The following is a 24,064-nucleotide window of genomic DNA, read 5'->3' on the forward strand; positions in this document are numbered from 1 at the left end:
CATTTGTTGCCGACAGCTCTTGCTTTTTGCTGGAATTACCATTAGTATGAGAATAAATTTAGTCAGCCCGATGGCCATTAGCTTTTAGCCATTGGTAGTTATTAAAAGCTAAAGGCTAAAATCGAAAGGAACAGCTTGATGAAAGAAATCTGTCTTATGGGAGGAACCTTTGACCCTGTTCATTTTGGACATTTAGTGGTTGCTGAGGAAGTAAGACAAAGATTCCATTTAGATAAGGTTGTTTTTATACCTGCAGGCAAACCACCGCACAAAACCGATAAGGTAATCTTAGATGCACAGCATCGGGTAAATATGATTCGCTTGGCCATAGCCAGTAACCCCTATTTTGAAATATCCACGATAGAGGTTGAGAGACGAGGTCTATCTTATACGGTGGATACCATCGAGCAACTAAGACGATCCTTTCAGGTTGAAAGCATTTACTTTATTACCGGTGCCGATGCAATTCTGGAAATATTAACATGGAAAGATGTCGAAAGGCTGTTGAGCATGGCTTACTTGATAGCTGCCACCCGACCCGGGTATGATTTAAATAATTTAGAGGAAACCCTTAAATCCTTACCCACCCCTTTTATGAAAAGGATTTTGCCCTTAGAGGTCCCAGCCTTAGCCATTTCCTCCAGTGATATTAGGAAAAGGGTCAGGGAGGGTAAAAGTATTAAATATCTGTTACCTGAGTCTGTTGAAGGATATATTTATCATAATAATATTTATGTAGCGAAATAGTAAAAGTTTTCTTTACCTTAAATGGAAATATCTTTGCATTTCTTTACTGCATTTAGTCCAGGGCTAGTGCAAATAATACTTGTAACGGCAACAAGTATCAACAGAACCATTGAAAGAGGTGACTTATGTGGCAACTTTATATGTTGGAAACTTACCCTGGGCTACTAAGGCAGAGGATCTCACCAGAGCATTTGAAGCACATGGTGAAGTTCTGAGCAGCAGGGTTATTACAGACCGAGAAACTGGTCGTTCCAGGGGTTTTGGTTTCGTTGAGGTAAACGATGCTGATGCTGAAAGAATGGTAGAGGCTCTAAACGGAACAGACCTGGGTGGTCGGGTTATCACTGTAAACGAAGCAAAAAGCCGCGAAGCCGGTCAGGTTTAAACGAATTACAAAACCTCCTTTCCTCCGGAATAGGGGGTTTTTTTAAGCCATCAGCCATCAGCTTAGTGACTGGTTGCCCTAATTTGGGATATGAATCTTAAACCACCTGTGTATCTTTCTTAGCGGAATTTAAAAAGCCCAGGACTATGGTATATTCCTTGGGAAGGAATGTACCATAGGAGACGAAATAATAACTAAAAAGGTTGACGCCGGATGGCTAATTATGGGTTATTATAAAAAATACGGGGGGTTATCATGATTACCGAGGAATACCTGATGCAAAAACTTAGTCGAACTATGTCGGAAAAACTATTGCGGCATGCCCGGGGCGTGGCAGATACTGCAGAAAAATTGGCCAAAAAATACGGGACAGATCCCTTTAAGGCTAGGATTGCTGGATTACTACATGATATAGCCAGGGACTTTGATGACAATGAAATGCTGCAGCGGGCTAAAAAGTATAACTTAACAGTCAGTGAGTATGGCTTCGCTATGCCCCTGTTGCTCCATGGCCCGGTGGCTGCGGTAATGGCCAGGGAGGACTATGGTATTAATGATCAGGAAATTTTAAACGCCATTGCCTTACATACTGTTGGCTCAGAGTATATGAGTCAACTGGATAAAATCATTTTTGTGGCTGATAAAATAGAGCCAAATCGAAAACATGCCGGTGTTGAGGGAATAAGGAGACAGGCTAATGTAAATTTAGAGGCCGCCCTACTTAGTTGTTTTGACGAAAGTATTCGCTATGTTTTAAAAATGGGTTTTTTATTACACCCTACCAGCGTCAAGGCAAGAAATTCATTATTAGTTGACCAAGGTTCCTTTAGAAAATAGTGGAATAGGATATAATAGATATAATTAACTAAGAGGAGGGGTTTTTTTGGCACTTAGCCCAAAGGAAATCGTTGATCTAGCCCATCAAGCAGCCGATGATAAAAAGGCAATGGATATTACAGTCTTAGACATCCGTAATATTTCTATTATTTGCGACTACTTTTTAATATGCACGGGTCGTTCCAGCACCCAGGTACAAGCAGTATCTGACCATATTGTAGAAAAGCTAAAAGATGCAGGCGTTAAACCCTTACGGGTTGAGGGTTTTCGTGAGGGTAGTTGGATCTTACTGGATTATGGCGATGTGGTGGTTCATATATTCCAAGAAATGGAAAGGGGTTTCTACAACCTAGAAAGGCTTTGGGGAGATGCGAGTGTGGTGGAAATGAGTCTTAAGGGATAGCCTTCAGGGTCAGCCATGAGCCATGGGTCATGAGTAAATACCTTTAAAACATTCCATGCAAAAAAAGTTCAAGGCCCAAAGCTCACGGCTGATAGAACCCAAAGAAACAGCTAAAGCTGAAGGCTAAAAGAAACCTCTCCTAATTTAGAGAGGTTTCTTTTAGCTTCTTTTCAGATTGTTGAAATATTGCACTAATCGTGGTAAAATTTGCGAGGAATGCAACTTTTAATAAATATTACGAAAATAGCAAGCATGGCTAGGAGGAAGTACTTTGCAAGAGCATTATGACTTCAAGGAAATAGAGAACAAATGGCAGGAAGAATGGGATAATCAGAATACTTACCAAGTTCAAAATTTTTCCGATCGCCCTAAATACTACTGTTTAGAAATGTTTCCCTACCCATCTGGAAAATTACATATGGGTCATGTGAGAAACTACTCCATCGGTGACGTAGTGGCCAGATTTAAAACCATGCAGGGTTTTGATGTGCTTCATCCAATGGGTTGGGATGCCTTTGGGTTACCAGCAGAAAATGCTGCCATTAAAAATGGTATTGCTCCTGCCACTTGGACCTGGGATAACATTGATCATATGAAAAGCCAATTAAAACAGCTTGGTCTAAGTTATGACTGGGACCGTGAAGTTGCCACCTGCCATCCCGGATATTATAAGTGGGGACAATGGTTGTTCCTGCAGCTTTATAAAAAGGGCCTGTGCTATAAAAAACATGCACGGGTCAACTGGTGCCCTGATTGTGCAACCGTTCTGGCTAATGAGCAAGTAGTAGAAGGTTCCTGTGAAAGATGCAGTGCCGTCGTAGAACAAAAGCAATTAGACCAGTGGTTTTTCCGGATCACAGAATATGCACAGCGTTTACTGGATGATTTAAAACAATTAAAGGGTTGGCCTGATAAAGTTAAAATTATGCAGGAAAACTGGATTGGCCGCAGTCAAGGCTCGGAGCTTATCTTCCAGGTGGACGGCAGCAACGAAAGCATTCCGGTCTTTACCACCCGCCCGGATACCGTATATGGTGTATCCTATATGGTTCTGGCTGCAGAACACCCGCTGGTGGCCAAGCTTTCCGCTGGTACCCCCCAAGAGGCGGCGGTGTCGGAATTTGTCAACCGGGTTAGCAAGCTAACTGAATTGGCTCGAACCAGCAATGAAAAAGAGGGTATTTTCATCGGGGCATATTGTATCAACCCCTTTAATGGTGAAAAGGTCCCCATCTTGGCTGCTAACTATGTTTTATACCACTATGGTACGGGTGCGGTCATGGGTGTACCAGCCCATGATGAGCGGGACTTTGAATTTGCCCGCAAGTATGATTTACCAATAAAGGTTGTAATTTATCCTACGAAGGACCAGGAACTGCGGGCTGAAGAGATGACCGCAGCCTATACAGAAGATGGGTTTATGGCTAACTCAGGCCCCTTTAATGGAATCCCAAACCGTCAGGGTATTAAAAAAGTTATCCAATATGCCGAAGAAACAGGAATTGGTACGGGTGTTGTAAACTTCCGTTTGCGGGATTGGCTAATTTCTAGACAACGTTATTGGGGAACTCCCATCCCTATTGTTTACTGTGAAAAGTGCGGGGCTGTGCCGGTACCAGATGAGCAATTACCGGTGTTGCTTCCTACCGATGTAGCCTTTAAGCCAACCGGTGAGTCCCCCTTAAAGGGCAGACCGGACTTTGTTCATACCACTTGTCCCCAGTGTGGCGGTGCAGCGCAAAGGGAAACGGATACGATGGATACCTTTGTGGACTCTTCCTGGTACTATTTGCGTTATACCAGTGCTAGAGATAACGATCAGGCCTGGGATAAAAACAAAGCGGATCGTTGGATGAATGTGGATCAGTACATTGGCGGTGTCGAGCATGCTATTTTACACCTGCTGTACTCCAGATTTTTCACGAAAGTTTTTTATGACCTGGGTTTAATAAATGCCCAAGAGCCCTTTGAAAACCTATTGACCCAAGGGATGGTTTTAAAAGATGGTGCCAAAATGTCTAAATCTAAAGGCAACGTCGTAAGTCCCGAGGAGATAATTGCACGTTATGGTGCTGATACGGCAAGAATGTTTATCCTTTTTGCTGCTCCCCCTGAAAGGGATCTGGAATGGAGCGACAGAGGTGTGGAAGGAAGTCACCGTTTCCTCAACCGGGTATGGCGGTTGATTTACTCCCTCAAGGATGATGTAGCAGGTGCACCTGCCATTCCGGCAGGGACCAATTATGTGGGTGTACACAAAGAAATGCGCCGCTTAACCCACTATGCCATCAAGAAAGTAACAGAGGATATCAGTGGTCGATTTAACTTCAATACTGCCATTAGCACCATTATGGAACTGGTTAATGGTTTGTACACCTACCGGGATAAAGTGGCTGAAGTAGAAAGGGATGCAGCTGTGCTGGCAGAAGCCATTGACACAACCATAATCCTACTGGCTCCCTTTGCCCCCCATATCACAGAGGAGCTTTGGGCCGCCACGGGCCATCAGGGAAGTGTCCACAAACAGCCCTGGCCTACCTTTGATCCAGCCGCATTGGTGGAAGATGAAGTTGAGATTGCTGTTCAAATTAACGGTAAGGTTCGGGAACGCCTGAATATACCTGCTAATATGAAACCAGCAGATATGCAGCAATATCTATTGGAAATGGAACTTGTCAAAGCCCTAATTGGGAATAAACAAATTGTTAAAGTGATTCCCGTACCGGGAAAACTATTGAATATTGTGGTAAAATAGAGCCGAAAAATTAAAGGCACCCTCACAGGTGTCTTTAGTTTTTGTCATTCACCAGTAAAGAATAGAATTAAAATGTCATCCTGAGCGACAGCGAAGGATCTTAAGGCTAGCCTTTCAATGTTAGAAGATCCTTCGTTATTGCTCGGGATGACAAAGGTATGCTAATGATGAATATAGGAGATGAACATCATGGAAATTCTCTCTACTCACCTGGGTGCTTATCTTTTTATCTTTTTTGCCCGGGTGGCTGATATGTCTCTGGATGTTTTGCGACTGCTGATGCTTATGCGGGGACGCAAGGTGGTTGCTAGTTTGATTGGTTTTGTGGAGGTCAGTATTTTTATTGTTGCCCTGGGCCAAGCCTTAAGTGGTGGTATGGATGACCCATTCAAAATCATTGCTTATGCCGGAGGCTTTGCCACAGGTAATTTTCTTGGTTCGTTAATTGAAGAGTGGTTGGCAGTGGGACATCTATCCATGCAGGTATACCCTTCTTCAGAAAAGGTAGAAGAACTATGCATTCGTTTCCGTGATCAGGGCTTTGGGGTAACCACAGTTTGTGGTTGCGGCAGAAGTGGTGAGCGCACCATTCTATTTGTATTGTTGAAAAGAAGCAATTTAAAAATAGCCACAGGCATCCTGGACGATGTACAGCCGGGGATTTTCTTTAATATTTCCGATGCACGGGCTGTTCGCGGCGGAGTTTTTCCGGGTCCCAAAAGTAGGTTTCTCAAATCAAAATAGGAATAGAACCAGAACTGCGGCGTCATACTAGAATGACTATTGCCTGTAGGAAGGTGACAGTTCTATGGAAAGTATTCATGGTGTATTTCCTCATATCTGGCGAACCATTGTTATCTATTTTGCCGTCTTAGTTATTGTTCGGCTAATGGGAAAAAGGGAGATTGGTCAGCTTTCTACCCTGGATTTTGTTGTGGCCATTATTTTAGCTGAGTTGGCGGCCATACCCATGGGCTCAGTTAACATTCCAATCTGGCATGGCATTGTACCCCTGGTTACATTAGGCGTTTTAGAAATGTTTTTTTCTTATTTAGCCCTGCTCAATCGTCCACTAAGAAAAATGTTTTATGGCTCCCCCCAAATTATTATTGAAAACGGCCATCTGCTAAAGCACGAAATGCGTGCCTCACGCTATAACCTTGATGATTTACTGAGCCAACTAAGGGAAAAGGGATTTTACAACATAGAAGATGTGGAGTATGCCATCTTGGAAACCTCGGGCAGATTAAGTGTTATACCCAAATCCCAAAAGAGGCCGGTTACCCCAGAGGATTTAGGCATTAGCACTGGCTATGAAGGCTTACCCACTGTGTTGGTGATGGATGGAGATGTCATAAAGGAAAATTTACACAGCATTAATCTGGATGAAAATTGGTTAAGGGAAACCTTAGCGGAAAAGGGTATACATCCTAAGAAAGTTCTCTTAGCCACCCTAAACACTCGGGGACAGATATTGATTGATTGCCAAAACGACGATCACGCCAGTAAATAAATTATGCCATCAGCCTTGAGACATCAGCTTTTTGGCTAGGGGGTATTCCATTAGGGTAATATGTTGTTCCTTAGCCTTGGGATTTTTGTGCATGTTTGTTTTCGGTTTTTTAAAAAAATAAAAGGAAATGATCAGAGTAAGTAGAAGTTACCATAAAATTGTTGGTCTTAACCCGCTTGGGGGATCGTTTTTATGATAAATTTGGGCCGTAAGGAACAAATCATGATTCTGGTAATAATGGCCGTTATTCTCTTTTCTGCTGGTTATCAATTTGCTGCTCGGTCTGATAAACAACCAATGGAACTAGTCACTTCCCAGCCCGGTGAGGACCTGGAAAGTACCCAAGAAAACCAGGGTGTGGTGGTGCATGTGGCTGGGGCAGTGGAAAAGCCTGGTGTCTACCAACTGTCTGTGGACAGTCGTGTGAATGATGCACTAAAGCTGGCAGTACCTACGGCGGACGCGGATCTTAATCTGCTTAATTTAGCGGCACCCTTAAAAGATGGTCAAAAACTTCAAATTCCTAACCTAGTGGAACCAACCATACAGGGACAATCCCCAGCTCAAATGCCTACCGTGTCAGTACCGGTGCAGGGGGCAGCCCCTGTCGTAAATAATCCTATCGTTCCCTCCGTTACCCCAGGCAATGGCTTAATCAATATTAATACTGCGAGCCTTGCAGAGTTAGATACACTACCCGGCATTGGACCTGCCTTAGCGGATCGCATCATTCAACACAGGGAGGCCAACGGCCCTTTCCAAACCATCGAAGATTTGAAAAGTGTCTCCGGTATCGGTGATAAAAAGTTTGGGGATTTACAGCAACGGGTTACTGTTCAGTAGCCAACTAGCTTGCAAAAGGCAGCGGACAACCCCGTGTGGTTCCCTACAATCCGTAGATAAGAGATTTCCCTGCCGTTAACGGTACTTTCAAGGAATGAAAATTTAATGTCATCCTTCGCGATCGTTCAGGATGACAAAGGTAGTTAATGCTGTTTTCAGGGTTCTAACAGCTAAGAAGAAGGATGTGTGCAAATGGATGTAAGCCTAGTGGCCCAGTTAATTCGCCTGCAAACAATGGAGATGGGTCTCAGTGGGTTACAAGAAAATACAGGGGATCAAGCGAGAGAGTTTTCTCTTTTGCTGGCCCAGCTGCTTGCTGCTGAGGTTGGAGTGAAGGGAGAGCAGTTAGCCCTCAAAACTGAGCCCAAGCTGATAGAACTACCCCAACTGCCCATAGGGCAAGTCCGGGCCTCCGCCGCCGCTGCGGCCGCTGCGGCCGCTTCCTTCCAGGCTGCGGCTGGTTTAGGTAAGGAGCATGAGGCTGTTGTTGAAAAAGCTGCCTTACGACACGGTCTTGACCCAGCCCTTTGTAAAGCAGTGGCCAAAGCGGAGTCCGATTTTAAGCCTGGGGCAACCTCTAGTGCGGGGGCAATGGGGTTAATGCAGCTCATGCCCGCCACTGCCCGCAGCCTAGGGGTAGCAAATCCCTACGATCCCGAACAAAATGCGGACGGTGGCGTGCGTTACTTAAAGTCTCTGCTGAAACGTTATCAAGGAAATGTTAAATTGGCACTGGCCGCCTATAATGCCGGGCCGGGCAATGTTGACCGTCACCAAGGGGTTCCTCCCTTTAAGGAAACCACTGGCTATATTGACAAGGTGATGAACTACCAACAAAAGTATTTGAGGGGTTAGAATCATGCAACGCCCCCTGGTTATCTTGCTGCTGGCCTTTATGCTAGGCATCATTGGCAGTACAACCATTCAAATTCAGCCAACCACTTCTTTAGGTGCAGTGGTTGTCGCCTGCATTATTGCGGGAATTGGCATCATTAGGACCTGGCGTTTTAATACCTGGGTCCTTTTTGTTGCCTCTTTTTGTTTGGGCTTAGCCCTAACCAGCCTTGAATTGTCTAAGGTGGCTTCGCCCCTCACGGATTTAGAAGGAAAGGTTGTTCAGGTAAGCGGTATCGTCAGCAACCAACCGGATCACAGACCAGGGGGTAGTTTCTATCAGCTTAAAGTACATCAAATCATTGAAAGTGGTCAGAGAAAGGAAACCTCAGGTGTCCTCCGAGTCAAGATGCTAGAAAATAAAAAGAAATACCGCTATGGCGATCTCTTGAGTTGTACTGGTTATGTATCTGTACCAGAGCCGCCAGGAAATCCCGGGGCCTTTGATTACCGTGCCTGGCTGAACAGACAGGGTATTGCCGCTACCTTGACCGTGCAGCAAGAGGGAGATGTCAAAGTTCTTGGGAGAGCAGGTCTTGGCCTCGTCAGAATCGCCTTGGACCTACGAAATTACCTGGAAAAAATTTATGATCAAACCCTGGCCAAGGAAAGGGCAGCTATACTAAAGGGCCTTATTTTTGGTACCAGGGGTGACATTCCTGAGGACGTTGTCTTAGCCTTTAACACCACCGGGTTGGTCCACATCCTTAGCGTTTCAGGCTATCACGTCGCTTTGGTAGCGGGAATGCTATTGGTACTACTTAGGCTGCTTCAGATACCTACCCGTTTTATCGCACCCATAACCATCCCCTTATTACTCTTTTATGCAGTAATGACGGGGTTAGGGCCCGCTGTTTTACGCTCTACCTTAATGGCCATTTTACTTCTATTGGCCCAACACCTTGGGCGACAGCAAGATTGGCCGACTACCCTGGCGGTGGCTGCGGGCGTAATATTATTAATTAACCCACTGAATTTATATGATATTGGCTTTCAACTTTCCTTTGCCGCAACCTGGGGGTTGTTTTATATTACACCGGTATTAAATAATCGGTGGCAGCAAATACCCAAGGCTTTTTTACTTTTAATAACCGTACCCCTGGCAGCGCAGCTGGCAACCCTACCCCTGGTACTTTTCTACTTTAATCTTGTCTCACCGGTTTCCATTCTGGCCAATTTACTAACGGTACATCTGGTGGGTATCATCATGTTATTGGGTGGCCTGGCCCTTTTGGGTGGTGTACTTTACCTGCCCTTAGGCAGTTTTCTGAATATCAGTACTGGCTTATTGATTGATTTGTTTATCCGGTTAGTAAAGTTTTGCCATGCTTTACCCGGGGCCTCCTTTTATCTGGCAACACCGCCCCTGTGGTCGATGATCCTTTACTATGTTTTACTCGTTTCATTATGCCACTTGATAAAGTTTCCGGAGGACAGGGAAAGGTTTATTCCGTTATTACCAAATGGGAAATATAAGTTCTTTGCTTGGATAGCAGCTATCGTTATCATCCTATGCTTAATCCACCCCGCGGCCAAGCCCCTAAAACTTCATTTTATTGATGTGGGGCAAGGTGACAGCACGTTAATCATCACACCGGGTCAAAGGGTGGTTCTGGTTGATGCCGGGGGTTGGCAGGACGAGCTTTTGACCGGCCGGGGAGTAGGGAGAAATATTATTCTTCCCTACCTGCACAGACTAGGTATTAATCAATTGGATGTGCTGGTGCTAACTCATCCCCATGCGGATCATGTGGCTGGTGCCAGGGCTGTGATCCAGGCCATGCCAGTGGCGATGGTGCTTATCTCACCCTATGGGCTGCAGCCGGGGGATCAAGTTGATCAAGGTTATCAGGAATTGCTGCAAGAAATAAGAAAGAAGCAAATACCCATTTACGCCACCAAGGGAGGGGAGCAGCTAAGGCTTGACTCCCAGGTAACCATGAAATGTCTGGCTCCGGTGCAAAAAATAAAAGGCACCCGTTCCGATGCCAATAACAATAGCCTGGTATTTTTAATACAATATTTGGAACGCACGGTGCTTTTGACCGGGGATATTGAGGTTGAGGCTGAAAGGATACTGACTGAAAATGATGAGTTGGCAAAACTAGAAATACTTAAAGTACCGCATCATGGCAGCGGCTATTTTGATCAGGGTTTCTTTAATCAAATAAACCCGATGGCTGCTGTTATTTCTGTAGGTGCAGGCAACCGATTTAATCATCCGGCACCCAAAACAATTGAGGCCTTACAAGAGCTAAATAGTATCATTTTTCGGACAGACCAGCACGGAGCGATTATCTTAACCACCGATGGCTCAAAATGGCTGGTTCAAACAGGAAAATAGCCCCTTCATTGCATTAAAAGAGAGAACTTTTTTGGATAACCCCACTTCGCACCTGAAATAGCTGTCCACTGACGGGGTAGGGATTATTAAGAAAACTGCTGCGGCCAATCATAATGGATTGACGCAGATCACATTCTTCTTTTGAATAAAGTAATAGCATCACATCCCGGTTTGGCACCATCACATATACCTTGCGATCCGGGGGAATGCCATGGTTTTCGGGCTTATAGAGGATGGAAAGCAACCGGCTGGAATCGTAGGAATCACCATAATTAAAGCCATAAAGGTTTCTTTTTTTATCAAAGACTTGTAAGGGCTTGGCCTGATCCCGAAAGAAATTTCTCATAGCCAACTTCATTAGTTGATGCAGGGAAAGGTCTAAAGCCTCAATGGTGGGGTCATCCAAGAAGAAAATGCGCATGCCCTGGTCCAAGATATAAGCGATATAAAGGTTATCCGTCAGTGGGGTTGTGGCAATCCCCTTGGCATCCTGGGGTCCCACAATCAAAGGAAAGACTTGATCCAGATTCTCCTTAACATCCAGATGATTGACACCGCTTCCCCGCAGCAGATCTTTAATAAAGGGTGCCAGTACCTCGGAAATATAAACCTGACGCAGGGAAACCTTCTGTCGGCAATAGCCTTTGTAAAAGTTCTCTAAGGCCAGGTCAATCCAATATTCCCCTTTTTTCATTCGAATACTAAAATTATCTAGGTTATAAATTAAGGACTTAGGAACGGCGTCCAAAATAAATTCCGACACAATTTTGCGAAAGGTTTGTCTATCCACCTACAATCCTCCCCTTTAGGAACTTCTGCTGTTTGTGATCTGTATGTTACTGTAATATAATAACTTTAGAACAAATATATGCGATGATTTTTTAAAGAGGTCGGTGGTACAGACTAAAATGGAGTATTACAAAGGTTTGATTAACAGCCTGCAAAGAGGTGTGGTTGCCCCGGTTTATCTGTTTTCTGGGGAAGAAGAGTACCTTAAAGAAAGGGCTGTGGAGAAATTTAAGGAGTATTTGTTACCCCAGGCAGCGGATTTTAATTTAGACCTCTTGGATGGGGAAGAAACAGAAATTAGCACCGTGATCTCTTTGGCAGAAAATCTACCCTTTATGGCGGAACGAAGGTTAGTCATTGTTAAAAATGCCCCGTGGTTTTCCGGCGGTAAAGGGAAAGGCAAAGAGGAAGCGGCAGAGCCAGGGGAAGCCAAAGTGACTGGCAAGGATGCGGTTCTATTGGAGTATTTGAATAACCCTGCTCCCACCACCTGTCTAATCTTTGTGGCACGGGATGCAGTGGATCGCCGCAAAAAGGCCTATAAAGCCATTGCTGCTAAGGGTCAGGTTATCGACTTTAAAATGTTAAAGACCACGGAAATGATTGCGTGGGTTAACCAGGCTGTTAAGGCCTCTGACAAAAGGATTGATGCTCCGGCTGCCCGGGCCCTGGTGGAAGCCAATGGCAAGCTGGGACTGTTGAATTTGGCCAACGAAATTAAAAAGGTCATTAGCTATCTGGGTAGCGAACAAGTAATCACAGCCACAGCAGTCCATGAGGTTGGAACGATTAATATAGAACAAAATATTTTCACGGTGGTAGATGAAGCCGTGTCGGGTCATACGTCGAAGGCTCTCAGTGGTATTCGCGAACTCCTTTCATTAAAGGAGCAACCGCCTAAAATTTTGGCTCTTTTGGCCAGGCAATTACGAATCGCCTTGCAGGCCAACGCATTACTTCAGTCAGGTTGCCCGGAAAGAGAGATTGCCGGAAAAATGGGCCTGCCTGATTTTGTTATAAAAAAATCCCTGTCCCAGGTTCGCCGGGAAGGTTCCCCGAGAATAGAATGGGCATTGGAGCAGATCGCCGCCATTGATGCAGATATAAAAAAAGGCCAGAGGGATTTCCTGCCAGCCATTGAAATGATGTTGATAGAATTTAGCCGTCAGTCTTCCGTCACTAGCCGTTAGCTTATGGGGTAGTTGTTAGCCATGGTTACGGTATTTTCATGACTTTAGGGGAGCAAAAGTCCCCTAGGCTAAGCGTGCACAAAAGCTGAAGGCGGAGGGCAGACGGCGAATCGGGTATTTCACGATTCGCCGTCTGATAATAAATAAAGTAAAAAACCACCCTTAGGGTGGTTAATTATTAGCCAGCAATTTTATTGAACCGCTTGGTTAGGCGAGATTTTCTTCTAGCTGCGGTATTTTTATGCAAAACACCTTTGGTTACAGCCTTATCAACAGCCACTAAAGCTTTACGTAAAGCGGTCAAAGCCACTTCTTTGTCAGCCTCGGCTAATGCTTTCTCGTATCTGCGGATTGCAGTTTTAACAGCGGATTTAATGCTAGCATTACGAATAGTGCGCTTTTGAGCAATTTCTACCCGCTTAATAGCAGACTTAATATTAGGCAAAATTTCTCACCTCCCCAACCAAAAGTAATTTTACCACGCATAATCCTAAAATGCAAGTAACTTTAGTATATCATTTCCCTTTTTAGTGAATCATAAATGCATAACGAATAACAGGGGGTGAATATTTTGTTAGGAATGATTGTTCGCTTTATCGTTTCCGCTTTGGTATTAATGTTAGTGAGTTGGCTTTCCCCAGGATTTGTGGTTAAGGGTGGGTTCATCGGTGCCTTAATTGCAGCTGTGGTTATTGCTGTCCTTGGCTACATAGCAGAAAGCTTGTTGGGCGACCGCATATCCCCACAAAGAAGGGGCCTGGTTGGATTTATTACCGCAGCAGTGGTTATTTACCTTGCTCAATTTATCATTCCCAACTTGCTAAGCGTTAGTATCTTTGGCGCACTAATTTCTGCCTTTATTATCGGTCTTATTGATGCCTTTGTTCCGACTGCTGTAAGATAGTTTCGAGAAAATTCTGCTTCATACCCACTCCCCTCTGAGCATACTTATAAACATAGGTATGCCCTGAGGGGGGTGGTTTTTATATTCGGGCGTTATCATCATAACCTAAGGCATTGGCCAAAGAAAACAGTACCCTTTGTTTCTCTTTTTATGATTATAGTATTTTGGTTAGCCTTTTTTATCAATTCCGTGTCATTTAGTAAGGCGGACCCCCAAAGGGTCTTGGCAGATTCAGTCGACTTGCTAACCTCGGCAATTTTTCAAAACCCCCGGGGCATGATCCTAACATCCATGCCTGCTTTAGCCTGGCAGGATACCCCGGAGGAGATGGAAAGCCCCGGTAGAGCCGCCTGGTACTGGCTGGCGGGTGTGACAGGTTTTGATCTGGCACCACTGGCGATTTTGAAGACCCAAATCCCGATGCTGGCCCAGATCGAACTGCAAGAGACGGTGGTTATGAATGTACAGCCAACGATTAAGGAGCCAGAGGAATCAGCAACAACGCTCAGTAAAGAAATATTGGTTGGTATCTATACCACACACACAGGAGAAACCTATACCTTGACCGATGGCACCGATCGCCTTACAGGTAGGGGCGGGGTTGTGCTGGTTGCCAAGGAGTTACAAAAGCAATTAACCGAAAAACATAAAATTAAAGTAGATTTATCGGATAAGATTCACGACGCACGCTATGCCACTTCCTATTTAGAGTCGGAGAAAACCGTCAGGCAAATGGTAGAACAAAACACTTCTCTCATTACCCTGCTGGATATTCACCGGGATGCCGGGCGCAGCCGCAAGGATTGCCTGGTAGAAGTTAAGGGGGAACAGGTGGCACCATTATTATTTATCATTGGTTCCGATGCCAGATTACCCTTTCCCAACTGGAAACAGAACTATCAGTTCGCCTGTAAGTTAGCTGAAAAATTAGACCAGCTATACCCGGGGCTTTGTCTGGGGGTAAGGGTTAAGGAAGGTCGTTACAACCAGTTTTTACACCCGGGAGCCATTTTGGTCGAGGTAGGCTCGGACAATAACTCTCTGGAAGAGGCAAAGGCCAGTGTGGTCATGCTATCGAATGCCCTGGCAGAAATCATTAAGATGGAACTGGAGCAGAAGGAAAAAGCAGCACGAAAAGAGCAACCAGTAATGGAAGGTTCCCAAGAAGCTGAGTCTGACATAAAACAAGAAAAAGACCAAACAGAAGATCCCAAAATCCAAAACACATAAAAAAATTTAACATGGAAGAAAATGTATAGCAGTACACAAAGCGGCACATCCTTATAGTGGGGAGGTGCCTTTTGTGTTAAGGAATGCTTTGTATTTTATGCTGGTAGGTGCCTTTATAGTTGTGGTAGGGTTTGGTGTTTACATTGTCAACGATTATTTTAACCGTCTTGTTTTGCCTGAACAACCAGTCCTAGTATATGCCCTTTCCAGGGAAGGACCGGGGAAATATGAAATTGAGTTTTTAGGTGAAACCCTGAAGGTAAATACCGAAGTCATACAGAACCATGCCAATAATATTTTGACAACAGGCGAAAACAAGTTGTTAAGCCTAAAAAATGACCCTCTAATGAATGAGAAAGTTCTTTGGCTCAAAGAAACTGTACAGGAACAATGGCAGGTGCTTTTGGCAACGGATGGAGTAAGGGCAGTCAGGCAGTGGATAGAAGAAAGAATTTAGCTATCAGCCACAAGTAACACAGGGGGACGGTTCTTTTGTGTCGTTGAAAACGACACAAAAGAACCGTCCCCCTGTGTTGTCGATAAAAATACCAAGCTGAGAAACAGACAAGTTGATGCAGGACATAACCAGTGCTATAATATATATCGTATGTCGTTTTCCGGAAGTGGAGGAATATAGAATGTCAACCCCCCAAAACCGTATAAGAAATTTTTGCATCATTGCACATATTGATCACGGTAAATCAACACTGGCGGATAGAATTTTAGAAGAAACCGGTGCACTTAGTCAAAGGGAAATGACTGAACAGGTGCTGGACAAGATGGATTTGGAAAGGGAACGGGGCATTACCATTAAATTGAAGGCCGTTCGATTGTATTATACTGCAGCGGATGGGCTGGAGTATCAGCTTAATCTGATTGACACTCCTGGCCACGTTGACTTTACCTATGAAGTGTCCCGCAGTTTGGCTGCTTGTGAAGGTGCTTTGTTAGTTGTGGATTCGTCCCAGGGTATTGAAGCCCAGACCTTGGCCAATGTATATCTGGCCCTGGAGAATAATCTGGAGATCATCCCAGTTATAAATAAGATTGACCTGCCCAGCGCAGAACCGGCACGGGTTAAACAGGAAATCGAAGATGTTATCGGTTTGGACACCTCAGATGCAATTCTGGCCTCGGCCAAAACCGGAGCGGGGATTAAGGAAATTCTGGAACAGGTTGTAAACAAAATTGCCCCCCCGCAGGGTGATGCCGAAGATCCCCTGCAGGCTCTGATCTTTGATTCTCATTATGATGCTTACCGGGGTGTCGTTGCCTATATCAGGGTGGTTCAGGGAAGCCTGAAGCCTGGCATGCGTATTCGCATGATGGCAACTAAAAAGGACTTTGAAGTCACGGAAGTGGGCGTGTTTAACCCGAACATGACCTTCGTGGATGAATTAAAACCAGGTGAGGTTGGCTTAGTGGTGGCCAGCATGAAGAATGTCCAGGATGTTCGGGTGGGTGATACCATTACCTCAGCACAAAATCCCGCGTCGCAGCCGCTGCCCGGCTACCGTAAGGTTACACCCATGGTCTTCTGCGGTCTCTACCCTGTGGATACAGTGGACTATGAAGATTTAAGGGATGCCCTGGACAAGCTAAAGCTGAATGATGCTTCCCTGATCTATGAGCCGGAAACCTCCGATGCCCTGGGCTTTGGTTTCCGCTGCGGTTTTCTGGGTTTGCTGCACATGGAAATTGTGCAGGAGCGTTTAGAGAGGGAATATGGCCTAAGCCTCATTACCACTGCCCCCAGCGTAGTCTACCGGGTGACCACCACCAAGGGTGAGGTTACTGAAATTGATAACCCTGCTAATCTGCCTCCGGTTAACAATCTTGAAATGATTGAAGAACCCTTTGTCAAAGCAACGATTATGGTACCGAAGGATTTTGTCGGCACCGTCATGGAACTTTGCCAGGGCAAACGTGGTATTTTCAGTAATATGGAGTATATGGGTGTTACCCGTGTGATGGTGACCTACGAAATTCCTCTCTCAGAAATTATCTATGACTTTTTCGATCAGTTGAAATCTCGGACCAAGGGCTATGCTTCCTTAGATTACGAAATGATTGGCTACCGACAGTCTGACTTGGTCAAAATGGATATTATGTTAAACGGTGAAGTACTGGATGCCCTCTCTTGTATTGTTCACCATGAAAGAGCTTACGCCAGGGGTAGATCACTGGTGGTAAAACTACGTTCTCTCATTCCTCGTCAGATGTTTGAGATTCCCGTGCAGGCTGCCATTGGCAATAAAATTATTGCCAGAGAAACGGTCAAGGCTATGCGCAAGGACGTTTTAGCCAAATGCTACGGCGGTGATATTAGCCGCAAGAGGAAATTGCTCGAAAAGCAAAAAGAGGGTAAAAGGCGCATGAAACAGGTGGGTAATGTTGAAATACCCCAGGAAGCCTTTATGGCAGTACTCAGCATCGAAGACTAATCGTGAGGTAGGGCAAATGACCTGTTATTTAAACAAGTTAAAACCAGTGTTAGAAAAGGCTGGTCACGACACGCTAACGAAGAATCAACGTAAGATTGTCGATCAAACAGTTCGTGCTGTAACCGGAGCCAAGGGTCGCTGCCCCCAGGTATGGCCGGTGGTGGAGGAATGGATCAAGGACCCGGCCCAGGAACAACGTTTAATTAAGGAAATTCAAGATAAGCTGGTGGAACCATGTCCCTAGGTCTCTACATTCATGTACCCTTTTGTATGCGAAAATGTCTTTACTGTGATTTTACATCCTATCCCATAAACCAGGCACAGGTGGCAAATTATCTCCGGGGACTGGAAATGGAAATAGAACTTTATTTAGAAGTACTTGGTTTAGAGAACACGTCAATAGAAAGTATTTTTGTGGGTGGTGGTACGCCCACTTCTCTTATGTCCGAGCAATTGGCAAGGATTTTGGAACGGCTGGACCGTTCCTTTTCTATTACCAAGGATGCAGAGATAACCACCGAGGCTAATCCAGGCACGGTAAATCTTAGCGAGCTTAAAGAATTAAGGGCTGCCGGTTTTAATCGCCTCAGCCTGGGGGTACAGTCCACCCATCAGGAACTTCTTTCCCTGATGGGTCGGATACACGACTTTGGTCAGGCCAGGGAAGCCCTTGATCAAGCAAGGCAAGCTGGCTTTACCAATATAAATCTAGACCTCATCTTTGGCCTGCCGCAGCAAACCCTGGGCCAGTGGCAGCAGACCCTGGCAGATATCATCATGCTCAAACCGGAACATATCTCCTGCTATGGACTGCAATTGGAAGAGGGAACACCCTTAACCTGCTCCATCGAACAGGGGAAATTACCAGCCTGTTCCGAAGAAGATGATTTAGCCATGTTTCAGTCAGCCAGTGCTATTTTACGGGCAGAGGGCTATGAGCACTACGAGATATCCAACTTTGCCCGGGCAGGCTATCAATGCAGGCACAATTTACTTTACTGGCATAACGGCGAATACCTGGGCTTTGGACCAGGGGCACATTCCCATCATAATCAAGCACGTTGGGGCAATGTGGAGAATATTGATAATTATGTCTCTCTGCTGCAAAGCGGACAGCAACCCCTGGCAGAAAAAACGACCCTAACCATGAAAGAGCAAATGGAAGAAACCGTTTTCCTGGGATTAAGAATGTTAAAGGGATTAAATAGGATTGATTTTCAAAACCGTTTTGGCGTAGCCATAGACCAAATTTTTGCCCGGGAAATTGCCCGGTTGGTACGTTTAGGTTTAGTAAAAACAGAGGATGGGTATCTTAAGTTAACAGAGAAGGGTTTACCCATTGCAAATCAGGTTTTTTTAGAATTTGTGTAAAAAAGTGAATACCCATATTCGTTTCCTATGACCTGGTCGCATACCGCGAATGGCTGACGATCTAAAATCTCCCTTTTCAGGGGAAAAAATCGATTGGTTATTCATTAACCTACCTTTGATACACGCTACTGTCCTTGACAAATATTTTTTCATTTGCTAAATTTTTATTTAGATTAGCACTCATCGTCGTCGAGTGCTAACACCTATATGGGTAGGCTGGGAGGGTGAGCCGACGTGAAAATGGATGAACGAAAACAACAGATTCTGTTGGCCATCATTAAAGACTATGTCAACACAGCAGAGCCAGTAGGATCAAGAACGATATCCCGTAAATACAAGTTAGGCGTTAGCCCTGCCACCATTCGCAATGAGATGTCAGACCTAGAGGAGATGGGCTATATCGAACAACCCCATACCTCAGCTGGTCGCATACCATCCAACCTGGGTTATCGCTACTATGTGGACTGCTTAATGCAACGGGAACAGCTTAGTGAAGAAGAAGAAGGAACCATTCGGCGTGGCTATCAAAATAAAGTGCGGGAAGTGGGGGAAATCCTCAATCGTACCGGTAGAATGGTAGCGCAGCTGACCCATTATACAGCCTTGGTTCAGATGCCGAACTTTGGCAGAAGTGCCTATAGGCATGTGCAAATCGTACTAATGGCACCGACTCAGGCAATCTTAATTGTGGTGATGGATACCGGTGCTGTGCATCATCAAATGATGACAGTATCCGAAAACATTACCCAGCAAGATCTTGACCAAATTTCCAGTGTTCTCAACGCGAAGCTACAGGGCAAGACGATGGACAGTATTCGACTGAATCTGATTAAGGAAATTTACTTTGAACTGTCTAAACATCGTAGTATTTTAGACCTGGCCATCGAACTAATGCAGGACGGGATTACCCCTGTCAAAGAGGATAAAATCTACCTTGAAGGGGTATTCAATATTCTAAATCAACCGGAATTCCATAATGTTGAGAGGGTAAAGGTACTTCTTTCCTTACTGGAACAGGAAAATTTGCTAAAGGACATCCTTGACTACCCTAAGGACAGTCAAGGAATCACCATTAAGATTGGCAAAGAAAATAATCGCCAAGAAATTCAGGATTGCAGCATGGTAACTGCCACTTATCAAGTGGGGGATAAAATACTAGGAACCATCGGTGTACTGGGACCCACCAGGATGGACTATGCCAGGGTGGTCACAGTGGTTGACTGTATGTCCCGTAATTTATCCAAAACACTGGATCGTATTCTGAAGGGACAGGGTTGATGAAGTTAAGGAGGAACCGTTTCTGTGAGTCTTAAACAACAGGCAAGCCAAGGTGCCGAAGTCAATGAAAAATTGGCCGCTCTTATGACCAATGCCAATGCTGTGAGAGCCATTGCCGCAGCTGTAGAAGGAACCCTGGGACCAAAGGGGTTAGACACGATGTTGGTGGATAAATTTGGCGAAGTGGTCATTACCAACGATGGCGTTACCATTTTAACCATGATGGAGGCCAATCATCCTGCTGCCCGGATGGTGATTAATATTGCTAAATCCCAGCAGGAAGAGATAGGGGATGGCACCACCACTGCCACAGTGATGGCAGGGGCCCTAGTCAGTGTTGGGGTCGATCAGGTGATCAAGGGAGTTCCGGTGTCCCGGGTTATCGAGGGTATCCGCTCGGGTGTTCGCCGGGCCTTGGAGGCGATGCAGCAACAGGCAGTGCCCTTGGAGGATGTTCATCATCCCTGGCTCAAACAAGTAGCCCTGGTGGCGGGTAGGGAGCACCAAGACATTGCAGATCTGGTGGTGCAGGCTGCCCGTTTAATTGGTAAAGAAAAACTAATTGATAGAAACTTTAAGCTTTCGGATACGATTATATCCCAGGAAGGGGCCAATAATCAGGTTTTCATGGGTGTCATTATCAATAAAGAAACCATGAGCAAACAAATGCCCCGCCAATTAAAGGAACTTAAAATCCTGGTCATTGATGATGCACTGGAACCGGAGGGAATTGAGGATGAGGCCCTCAGTACCGAGTCGGGTTTTGCTCGTTATTTGGCGTTGCAAGAAGAATTCCGTGCCAATCTGCAAAAGATTATTGACCTTGGCGTGGGTCTGGTGTTGGTGGACCGTGGCGTAGATGATAACGTCGAAGAGGTGTTTACCGATGCCGGGGTGATGGTGGTACAAAGGGTTCTCAACAAGGAACTGCGTCGGGCAGCGGAACATACCGGGGCCCGCATTATCAAAAAAACCAGTCTTAAAAAAGATATTACGGAGTTGGCTAAATATCTAGGCCGGGCCGACGAAGTTTTGGTAGATGAAAAATTAGAACAGGTCTGGATTTTAGAAGGCAAAGGCAAACCAATGGCCACGGTTTTAGTGGGAGCTGCCACGGAGGAAGTGGTGGGTGAAAGGGAACGAATTGCTAAGGATGCTGCCAGCTCCGTACAAGCCGCCATTAAAGGTGGCGTGGTTCCTGGAGGCGGAGCTTTGGAATTGGCTGTCTCCCGGGAAGTAGAAAAAACCCGGGAAAGTACCAGGGGCATGACTGCCTATGGCATCAGTTGTGTGGCCGAAACCCTGCGCCGTCCCATGACTCAAATTGTAGCGAATGCCGGTTTCAACCCCCTGGAGAAACTGGGGGATGTCCTGGCAGCCCAGGCAGAGCAAGGTAAGATTTCCCTGGGGGTAGATTGCGACAGCGGGGAGCTTGCAGATATGTATGACTTGGGTGTCATCGACCCGGCCCTGGTAAAAATCCATGCCCTTAAAGCTGCCGGCGAGATAGCCGAAGCCATCCTGCGTATTGATACAATTATAAAAATGAAGGATTATAAACCTGCCACAGAGATTGGCGGGCAGGGAACATAATAAAGAAGGTGATACAGTGACCGAGGAGCAAATGATGAACGGTCAAGAAACGGCAACAGAGGCTGAGGCATACCAAAGCAATAAAACGGGAGAGTCCACCACCGGTGCTGCTGCAGTTAATCTGCCTAATGATCCAGAGGAGTTAAAAAAATTGCTGCTGGAAAAGACGGAGGAAGCTGAACAAAGCTACAACAGAGCCCTCCGGCTGCAGGCAGATTATGAAAACCTGCGCCGTCGCACTCGCCAGGAGCGGGAAGAACTAATAAAATTTGGTTCTGAACAACTTATTACCGGATTACTGCCAGTCCTGGATAACTTTGAAAGGGCGATGGCATCTGCCGGTGATGGCGGTGAGGGCTTTGTCAGTGGTGTGGAAATGATCTTCCGTCAACTCAATGAAGTTCTGGCTGGGGAGGGCTTAGCAGCAATTCCGGCCCAGGGTGAGCAATTTGACCCGAATATTCACGAAGCCATGCTGCAGGCGGAGGATACCGGGGAACCGGAAAACACCGTAGTGGAAGAACTCCGCAAAGGCTATTATCTAAAGGGAAAGGTTATTCGTCCTTCGATGGTTAAGGTGGCGAAATCATAGCCAGGTATTCTCAATACTTACTTTGATATAAATTTTTTCTCAGGAGGTAAAAACAATGGGAAAAGTAATTGGTATTGACTTAGGAACAACAAACTCTTGTGTTGCCGTGATGGAAGGCGGCGAAGCAGTTGTTATTCCAAACGCGGAGGGTGCTAGAACCACCCCCTCAGTGGTAGGTTTCTCCAAAACCGGAGAAAGATTGGTGGGTCAGGTTGCCAAACGTCAGGCTGTCAGCAACACCGATCGCACCATTCAATCCATTAAACGCCACATGGGTACCAATCACAAGGTAACGGTGGATGGTAAAGAATATTCACCCCAGGAAATTTCTGCCATGGTCCTTGGTAAACTCAAGGCCGATGCCGAAGCTTATTTAGGTGAGTCAGTGGCTCAGGCTGTTATTACTGTACCGGCTTATTTCAGTGACGCCCAGCGTCAAGCAACCAAAGACGCTGGTAAAATTGCCGGTCTGGAAGTTCTGCGTATTATTAACGAACCCACCGCAGCAGCCTTAGCCTATGGTTTGGATAAAGAAGAAGACCAAACCATCCTGGTTTTTGACCTTGGCGGCGGTACCTTTGACGTATCTATTTTGGAATTAGGCGACGGAGTCTTTGAAGTAAAGGCCACCAGCGGTAATAACCGTTTGGGTGGTGATGACTTTGACCAACGTGTTATTGATTATTTAGTGGCTGAGTTCAAGAAAGAAACGGCTGTTGATTTAGCCAAAGATAAAATGGCGCTGCAGCGTTTAAAAGAAGCTGCTGAAAAGGCTAAGATTGAGCTGTCCGGTGTGGTTAACACCAATGTCAACCTGCCCTTTATCTCCGTTGGTGCCGAGGGTCCTTTGCACCTGGATGTTAATATCAGCAGAGCAAAGTTTGATGAATTAACCGCAGACCTGGTGGAAAAAACAATGGGACCCACCCGTCAGGCTTTAGCTGATTCTGGTTTGCAGCCAAATGAAATTAATAAAATTTTGTTAGTGGGCGGTTCCTCCCGTATTCCCGCTGTACAGGAAGCCATCCGTAAATTCCTGGGTAAAGAACCTCACAAGGGGATCAACCCGGATGAGTGTGTGGCCCTAGGTGCTGCCATCCAGGCCGGAGTTTTGTCCGGTGAAGTGAAGGATGTTCTGCTGCTGGATGTAACGCCTCTGTCCTTGGGTATTGAAACACTGGGTGGTGTATTCACTAAACTTATTGACCGCAATACCACCATCCCAACGTCCAAGAGCCAGATCTTCTCCACGGCAGCGGATAACCAGCCTTCTGTAGAAATTCATGTATTGCAGGGTGAACGTCAGATGGCTGCAGACAACAAGACCTTGGGTAGGTTCCAACTAACCGGCATTCCTCCAGCACCCCGTGGTGTACCACAAATTGAAGTTAGATTTGATATTGACGTGAATGGCATTGTTTCTGTATCGGCCAAGGATATGGGGACCGGCACAGTCCAGAGCATTTCTATCACCGGCGGTACGGGTGGATTATCTGACGATGAAATTAACAGAATGGTCAATGACGCCGAAAAATTTGCTGAAGAGGATAAAAAACGTAAAGAAGCAGTGGAAGTTAAAAACCAGGCAGACAGCATGATTTACCAGGCAGAAAAGACCATTAAAGATCTGGGAGATAAGGCAGAAAAAGATAAGGTAGAGGCACTGCAAAAAGCCATTGAGGAACTACGCACAGCGATGACTGGTAATGACACGGATTTAATCAAGAATAAGCTGGAAGAACTAACCAAACCTCTGCACGAGTTAACGGCTGCCATGTACCAGCAACAGCAGGCCCAGCAAGACCCTGCCCAGGGTGGTTGTGCTGACGGAGGCTGTGGCACCCAGGCTGAAAAGGATCATGTTGTGGATGCCGACTATGAAGTAAAGGATGACAATAAGCAGTAAGATAACATATACTATAGAGTGTTAATTACAGGGGAATCTCGATTCC

General features: G+C 45.6%; 23 protein-coding genes. 21 read left to right on the plus strand and 2 right to left on the minus strand.

What is annotated here, in order from left to right; all coding sequences use genetic code 11:
• Nucleotides 1–138 precede the first annotated feature (138 nt).
• From nadD to V6C11_RS02145, 10 genes are all read left to right on the plus strand, one after another.
• Complete coding sequence (nadD, locus tag V6C11_RS02100) at nt 139–747, plus strand: nicotinate-nucleotide adenylyltransferase (RefSeq protein WP_333529424.1); 609 nt, start codon at nt 139–141, stop codon at nt 745–747.
• A gap of 127 nt (nt 748–874) precedes the next feature.
• Entirely contained in the window at nt 875–1,132 is a 258-nt protein-coding gene (locus V6C11_RS02105) for an RNA recognition motif domain-containing protein (protein WP_333529425.1), read from the plus strand.
• A 255-nt stretch (nt 1,133–1,387) separates the two neighbouring features.
• Nucleotides 1,388–1,969: a bis(5'-nucleosyl)-tetraphosphatase (symmetrical) YqeK gene (gene yqeK, locus V6C11_RS02110; protein WP_333529426.1), complete on the plus strand. Its 582-nt coding sequence runs from the start codon at nt 1,388–1,390 to the stop codon at nt 1,967–1,969.
• Nucleotides 1,970–2,015: 46 nt separating this feature from the next.
• Nucleotides 2,016–2,372, plus strand: a complete 357-nt coding sequence (rsfS, locus tag V6C11_RS02115) for a ribosome silencing factor (protein ID WP_333529427.1) — start codon at nt 2,016–2,018, stop codon at nt 2,370–2,372.
• A gap of 271 nt (nt 2,373–2,643) precedes the next feature.
• Complete coding sequence (gene leuS, locus V6C11_RS02120) at nt 2,644–5,127, plus strand: leucine--tRNA ligase (protein ID WP_333529428.1); 2,484 nt, start codon at nt 2,644–2,646, stop codon at nt 5,125–5,127.
• Between the two features lie 189 nt (nt 5,128–5,316).
• Nucleotides 5,317–5,871: a DUF2179 domain-containing protein gene (locus tag V6C11_RS02125; RefSeq protein WP_333529429.1), complete on the plus strand. Its 555-nt coding sequence runs from the start codon at nt 5,317–5,319 to the stop codon at nt 5,869–5,871.
• Nucleotides 5,872–5,935: 64 nt separating this feature from the next.
• Nucleotides 5,936–6,640 carry a DUF421 domain-containing protein gene (locus V6C11_RS02130; protein WP_333529430.1) on the plus strand — a complete coding sequence of 235 codons (705 nt, stop codon included), beginning with the start codon at nt 5,936–5,938 and terminating at the stop codon, nt 6,638–6,640.
• Between the two features lie 192 nt (nt 6,641–6,832).
• Nucleotides 6,833–7,483 carry a ComEA family DNA-binding protein gene (locus V6C11_RS02135; protein ID WP_333529431.1) on the plus strand — a complete coding sequence of 217 codons (651 nt, stop codon included), beginning with the start codon at nt 6,833–6,835 and terminating at the stop codon, nt 7,481–7,483.
• Nucleotides 7,484–7,675: 192 nt separating this feature from the next.
• Complete coding sequence (locus V6C11_RS02140) at nt 7,676–8,338, plus strand: lytic transglycosylase domain-containing protein (RefSeq protein WP_333529432.1); 663 nt, start codon at nt 7,676–7,678, stop codon at nt 8,336–8,338.
• A gap of 4 nt (nt 8,339–8,342) precedes the next feature.
• A complete protein-coding gene (locus V6C11_RS02145; protein ID WP_333529433.1) occupies nt 8,343–10,721 on the plus strand; it encodes a DNA internalization-related competence protein ComEC/Rec2 in 2,379 nt (792 codons plus the stop codon).
• 13 nt (nt 10,722–10,734) lie between these two features.
• Here V6C11_RS02145 and V6C11_RS02150 read toward each other — a convergent pair whose 3' ends face one another.
• Complete coding sequence (locus V6C11_RS02150) at nt 10,735–11,511, minus strand: DUF1444 family protein (protein WP_333529434.1); 777 nt, start codon at nt 11,509–11,511, stop codon at nt 10,735–10,737.
• A gap of 118 nt (nt 11,512–11,629) precedes the next feature.
• Here V6C11_RS02150 and holA point away from each other — a divergent pair, with 118 nt between their 5' ends.
• Nucleotides 11,630–12,700, plus strand: coding sequence for a DNA polymerase III subunit delta (gene holA, locus V6C11_RS02155; protein ID WP_333529435.1), 1,071 nt, complete (start codon nt 11,630–11,632; stop codon nt 12,698–12,700).
• Between the two features lie 178 nt (nt 12,701–12,878).
• On the opposite strand, the gene rpsT is transcribed toward holA, so the two are convergent.
• The gene (rpsT, locus tag V6C11_RS02160; protein WP_333529436.1) at nt 12,879–13,145 is read right to left on the minus strand and encodes a 30S ribosomal protein S20; all 267 of its coding nucleotides are present in this window, start codon (nt 13,143–13,145) and stop codon (nt 12,879–12,881) included.
• Between the two features lie 135 nt (nt 13,146–13,280).
• On the opposite strand from rpsT, the gene V6C11_RS02165 reads away from it, so the two are divergent.
• The 10 genes from V6C11_RS02165 to dnaK all read left to right on the plus strand — a co-directional run bounded on the left by V6C11_RS02165 (nt 13,281) and on the right by dnaK (nt 24,018).
• Nucleotides 13,281–13,604, plus strand: a complete 324-nt coding sequence (locus tag V6C11_RS02165; RefSeq protein WP_333529474.1) for a phage holin family protein — start codon at nt 13,281–13,283, stop codon at nt 13,602–13,604.
• A 222-nt stretch (nt 13,605–13,826) separates the two neighbouring features.
• Entirely contained in the window at nt 13,827–14,834 is a 1,008-nt protein-coding gene (spoIIP, locus tag V6C11_RS02170; RefSeq protein ID WP_333529438.1) for a stage II sporulation protein P, read from the plus strand.
• Between the two features lie 73 nt (nt 14,835–14,907).
• The gene (locus tag V6C11_RS02175) at nt 14,908–15,291 is read left to right on the plus strand and encodes a hypothetical protein (RefSeq protein ID WP_333529439.1); all 384 of its coding nucleotides are present in this window, start codon (nt 14,908–14,910) and stop codon (nt 15,289–15,291) included.
• 181 nt (nt 15,292–15,472) lie between these two features.
• Nucleotides 15,473–17,278, plus strand: coding sequence for a translation elongation factor 4 (gene lepA / locus V6C11_RS02180; protein WP_333529440.1), 1,806 nt, complete (start codon nt 15,473–15,475; stop codon nt 17,276–17,278).
• 16 nt (nt 17,279–17,294) lie between these two features.
• Nucleotides 17,295–17,522 carry a hypothetical protein gene (locus V6C11_RS02185; RefSeq protein WP_333529441.1) on the plus strand — a complete coding sequence of 76 codons (228 nt, stop codon included), beginning with the start codon at nt 17,295–17,297 and terminating at the stop codon, nt 17,520–17,522.
• Nucleotides 17,513–18,649 carry a radical SAM family heme chaperone HemW gene (gene hemW, locus V6C11_RS02190; RefSeq protein WP_333529442.1) on the plus strand — a complete coding sequence of 379 codons (1,137 nt, stop codon included), beginning with the start codon at nt 17,513–17,515 and terminating at the stop codon, nt 18,647–18,649. Before V6C11_RS02185 ends, hemW begins: the two co-directional genes overlap by 10 nt.
• A gap of 234 nt (nt 18,650–18,883) precedes the next feature.
• Nucleotides 18,884–19,927, plus strand: a complete 1,044-nt coding sequence (hrcA, locus tag V6C11_RS02195; protein ID WP_333529443.1) for a heat-inducible transcriptional repressor HrcA — start codon at nt 18,884–18,886, stop codon at nt 19,925–19,927.
• Between the two features lie 24 nt (nt 19,928–19,951).
• Nucleotides 19,952–21,520 (plus strand): TCP-1/cpn60 chaperonin family protein, encoded by a 1,569-nt coding sequence (locus V6C11_RS02200; protein ID WP_333529444.1) that lies wholly within the window; start codon nt 19,952–19,954, stop codon nt 21,518–21,520.
• 16 nt (nt 21,521–21,536) lie between these two features.
• Entirely contained in the window at nt 21,537–22,112 is a 576-nt protein-coding gene (grpE, locus tag V6C11_RS02205) for a nucleotide exchange factor GrpE (protein ID WP_333529445.1), read from the plus strand.
• A 55-nt stretch (nt 22,113–22,167) separates the two neighbouring features.
• Nucleotides 22,168–24,018 (plus strand): molecular chaperone DnaK, encoded by a 1,851-nt coding sequence (gene dnaK, locus V6C11_RS02210; protein ID WP_333529446.1) that lies wholly within the window; start codon nt 22,168–22,170, stop codon nt 24,016–24,018.
• Nucleotides 24,019–24,064: the final 46 nt, after the last annotated feature.

The sequence above is a fragment of the Desulfotomaculum sp. 1211_IL3151 genome (assembly GCF_036763075.1).
In the GTDB taxonomy this organism is placed as follows: Bacteria; Bacillota; Desulfotomaculia; order Desulfotomaculales; family Desulfotomaculaceae; genus Desulfotomaculum.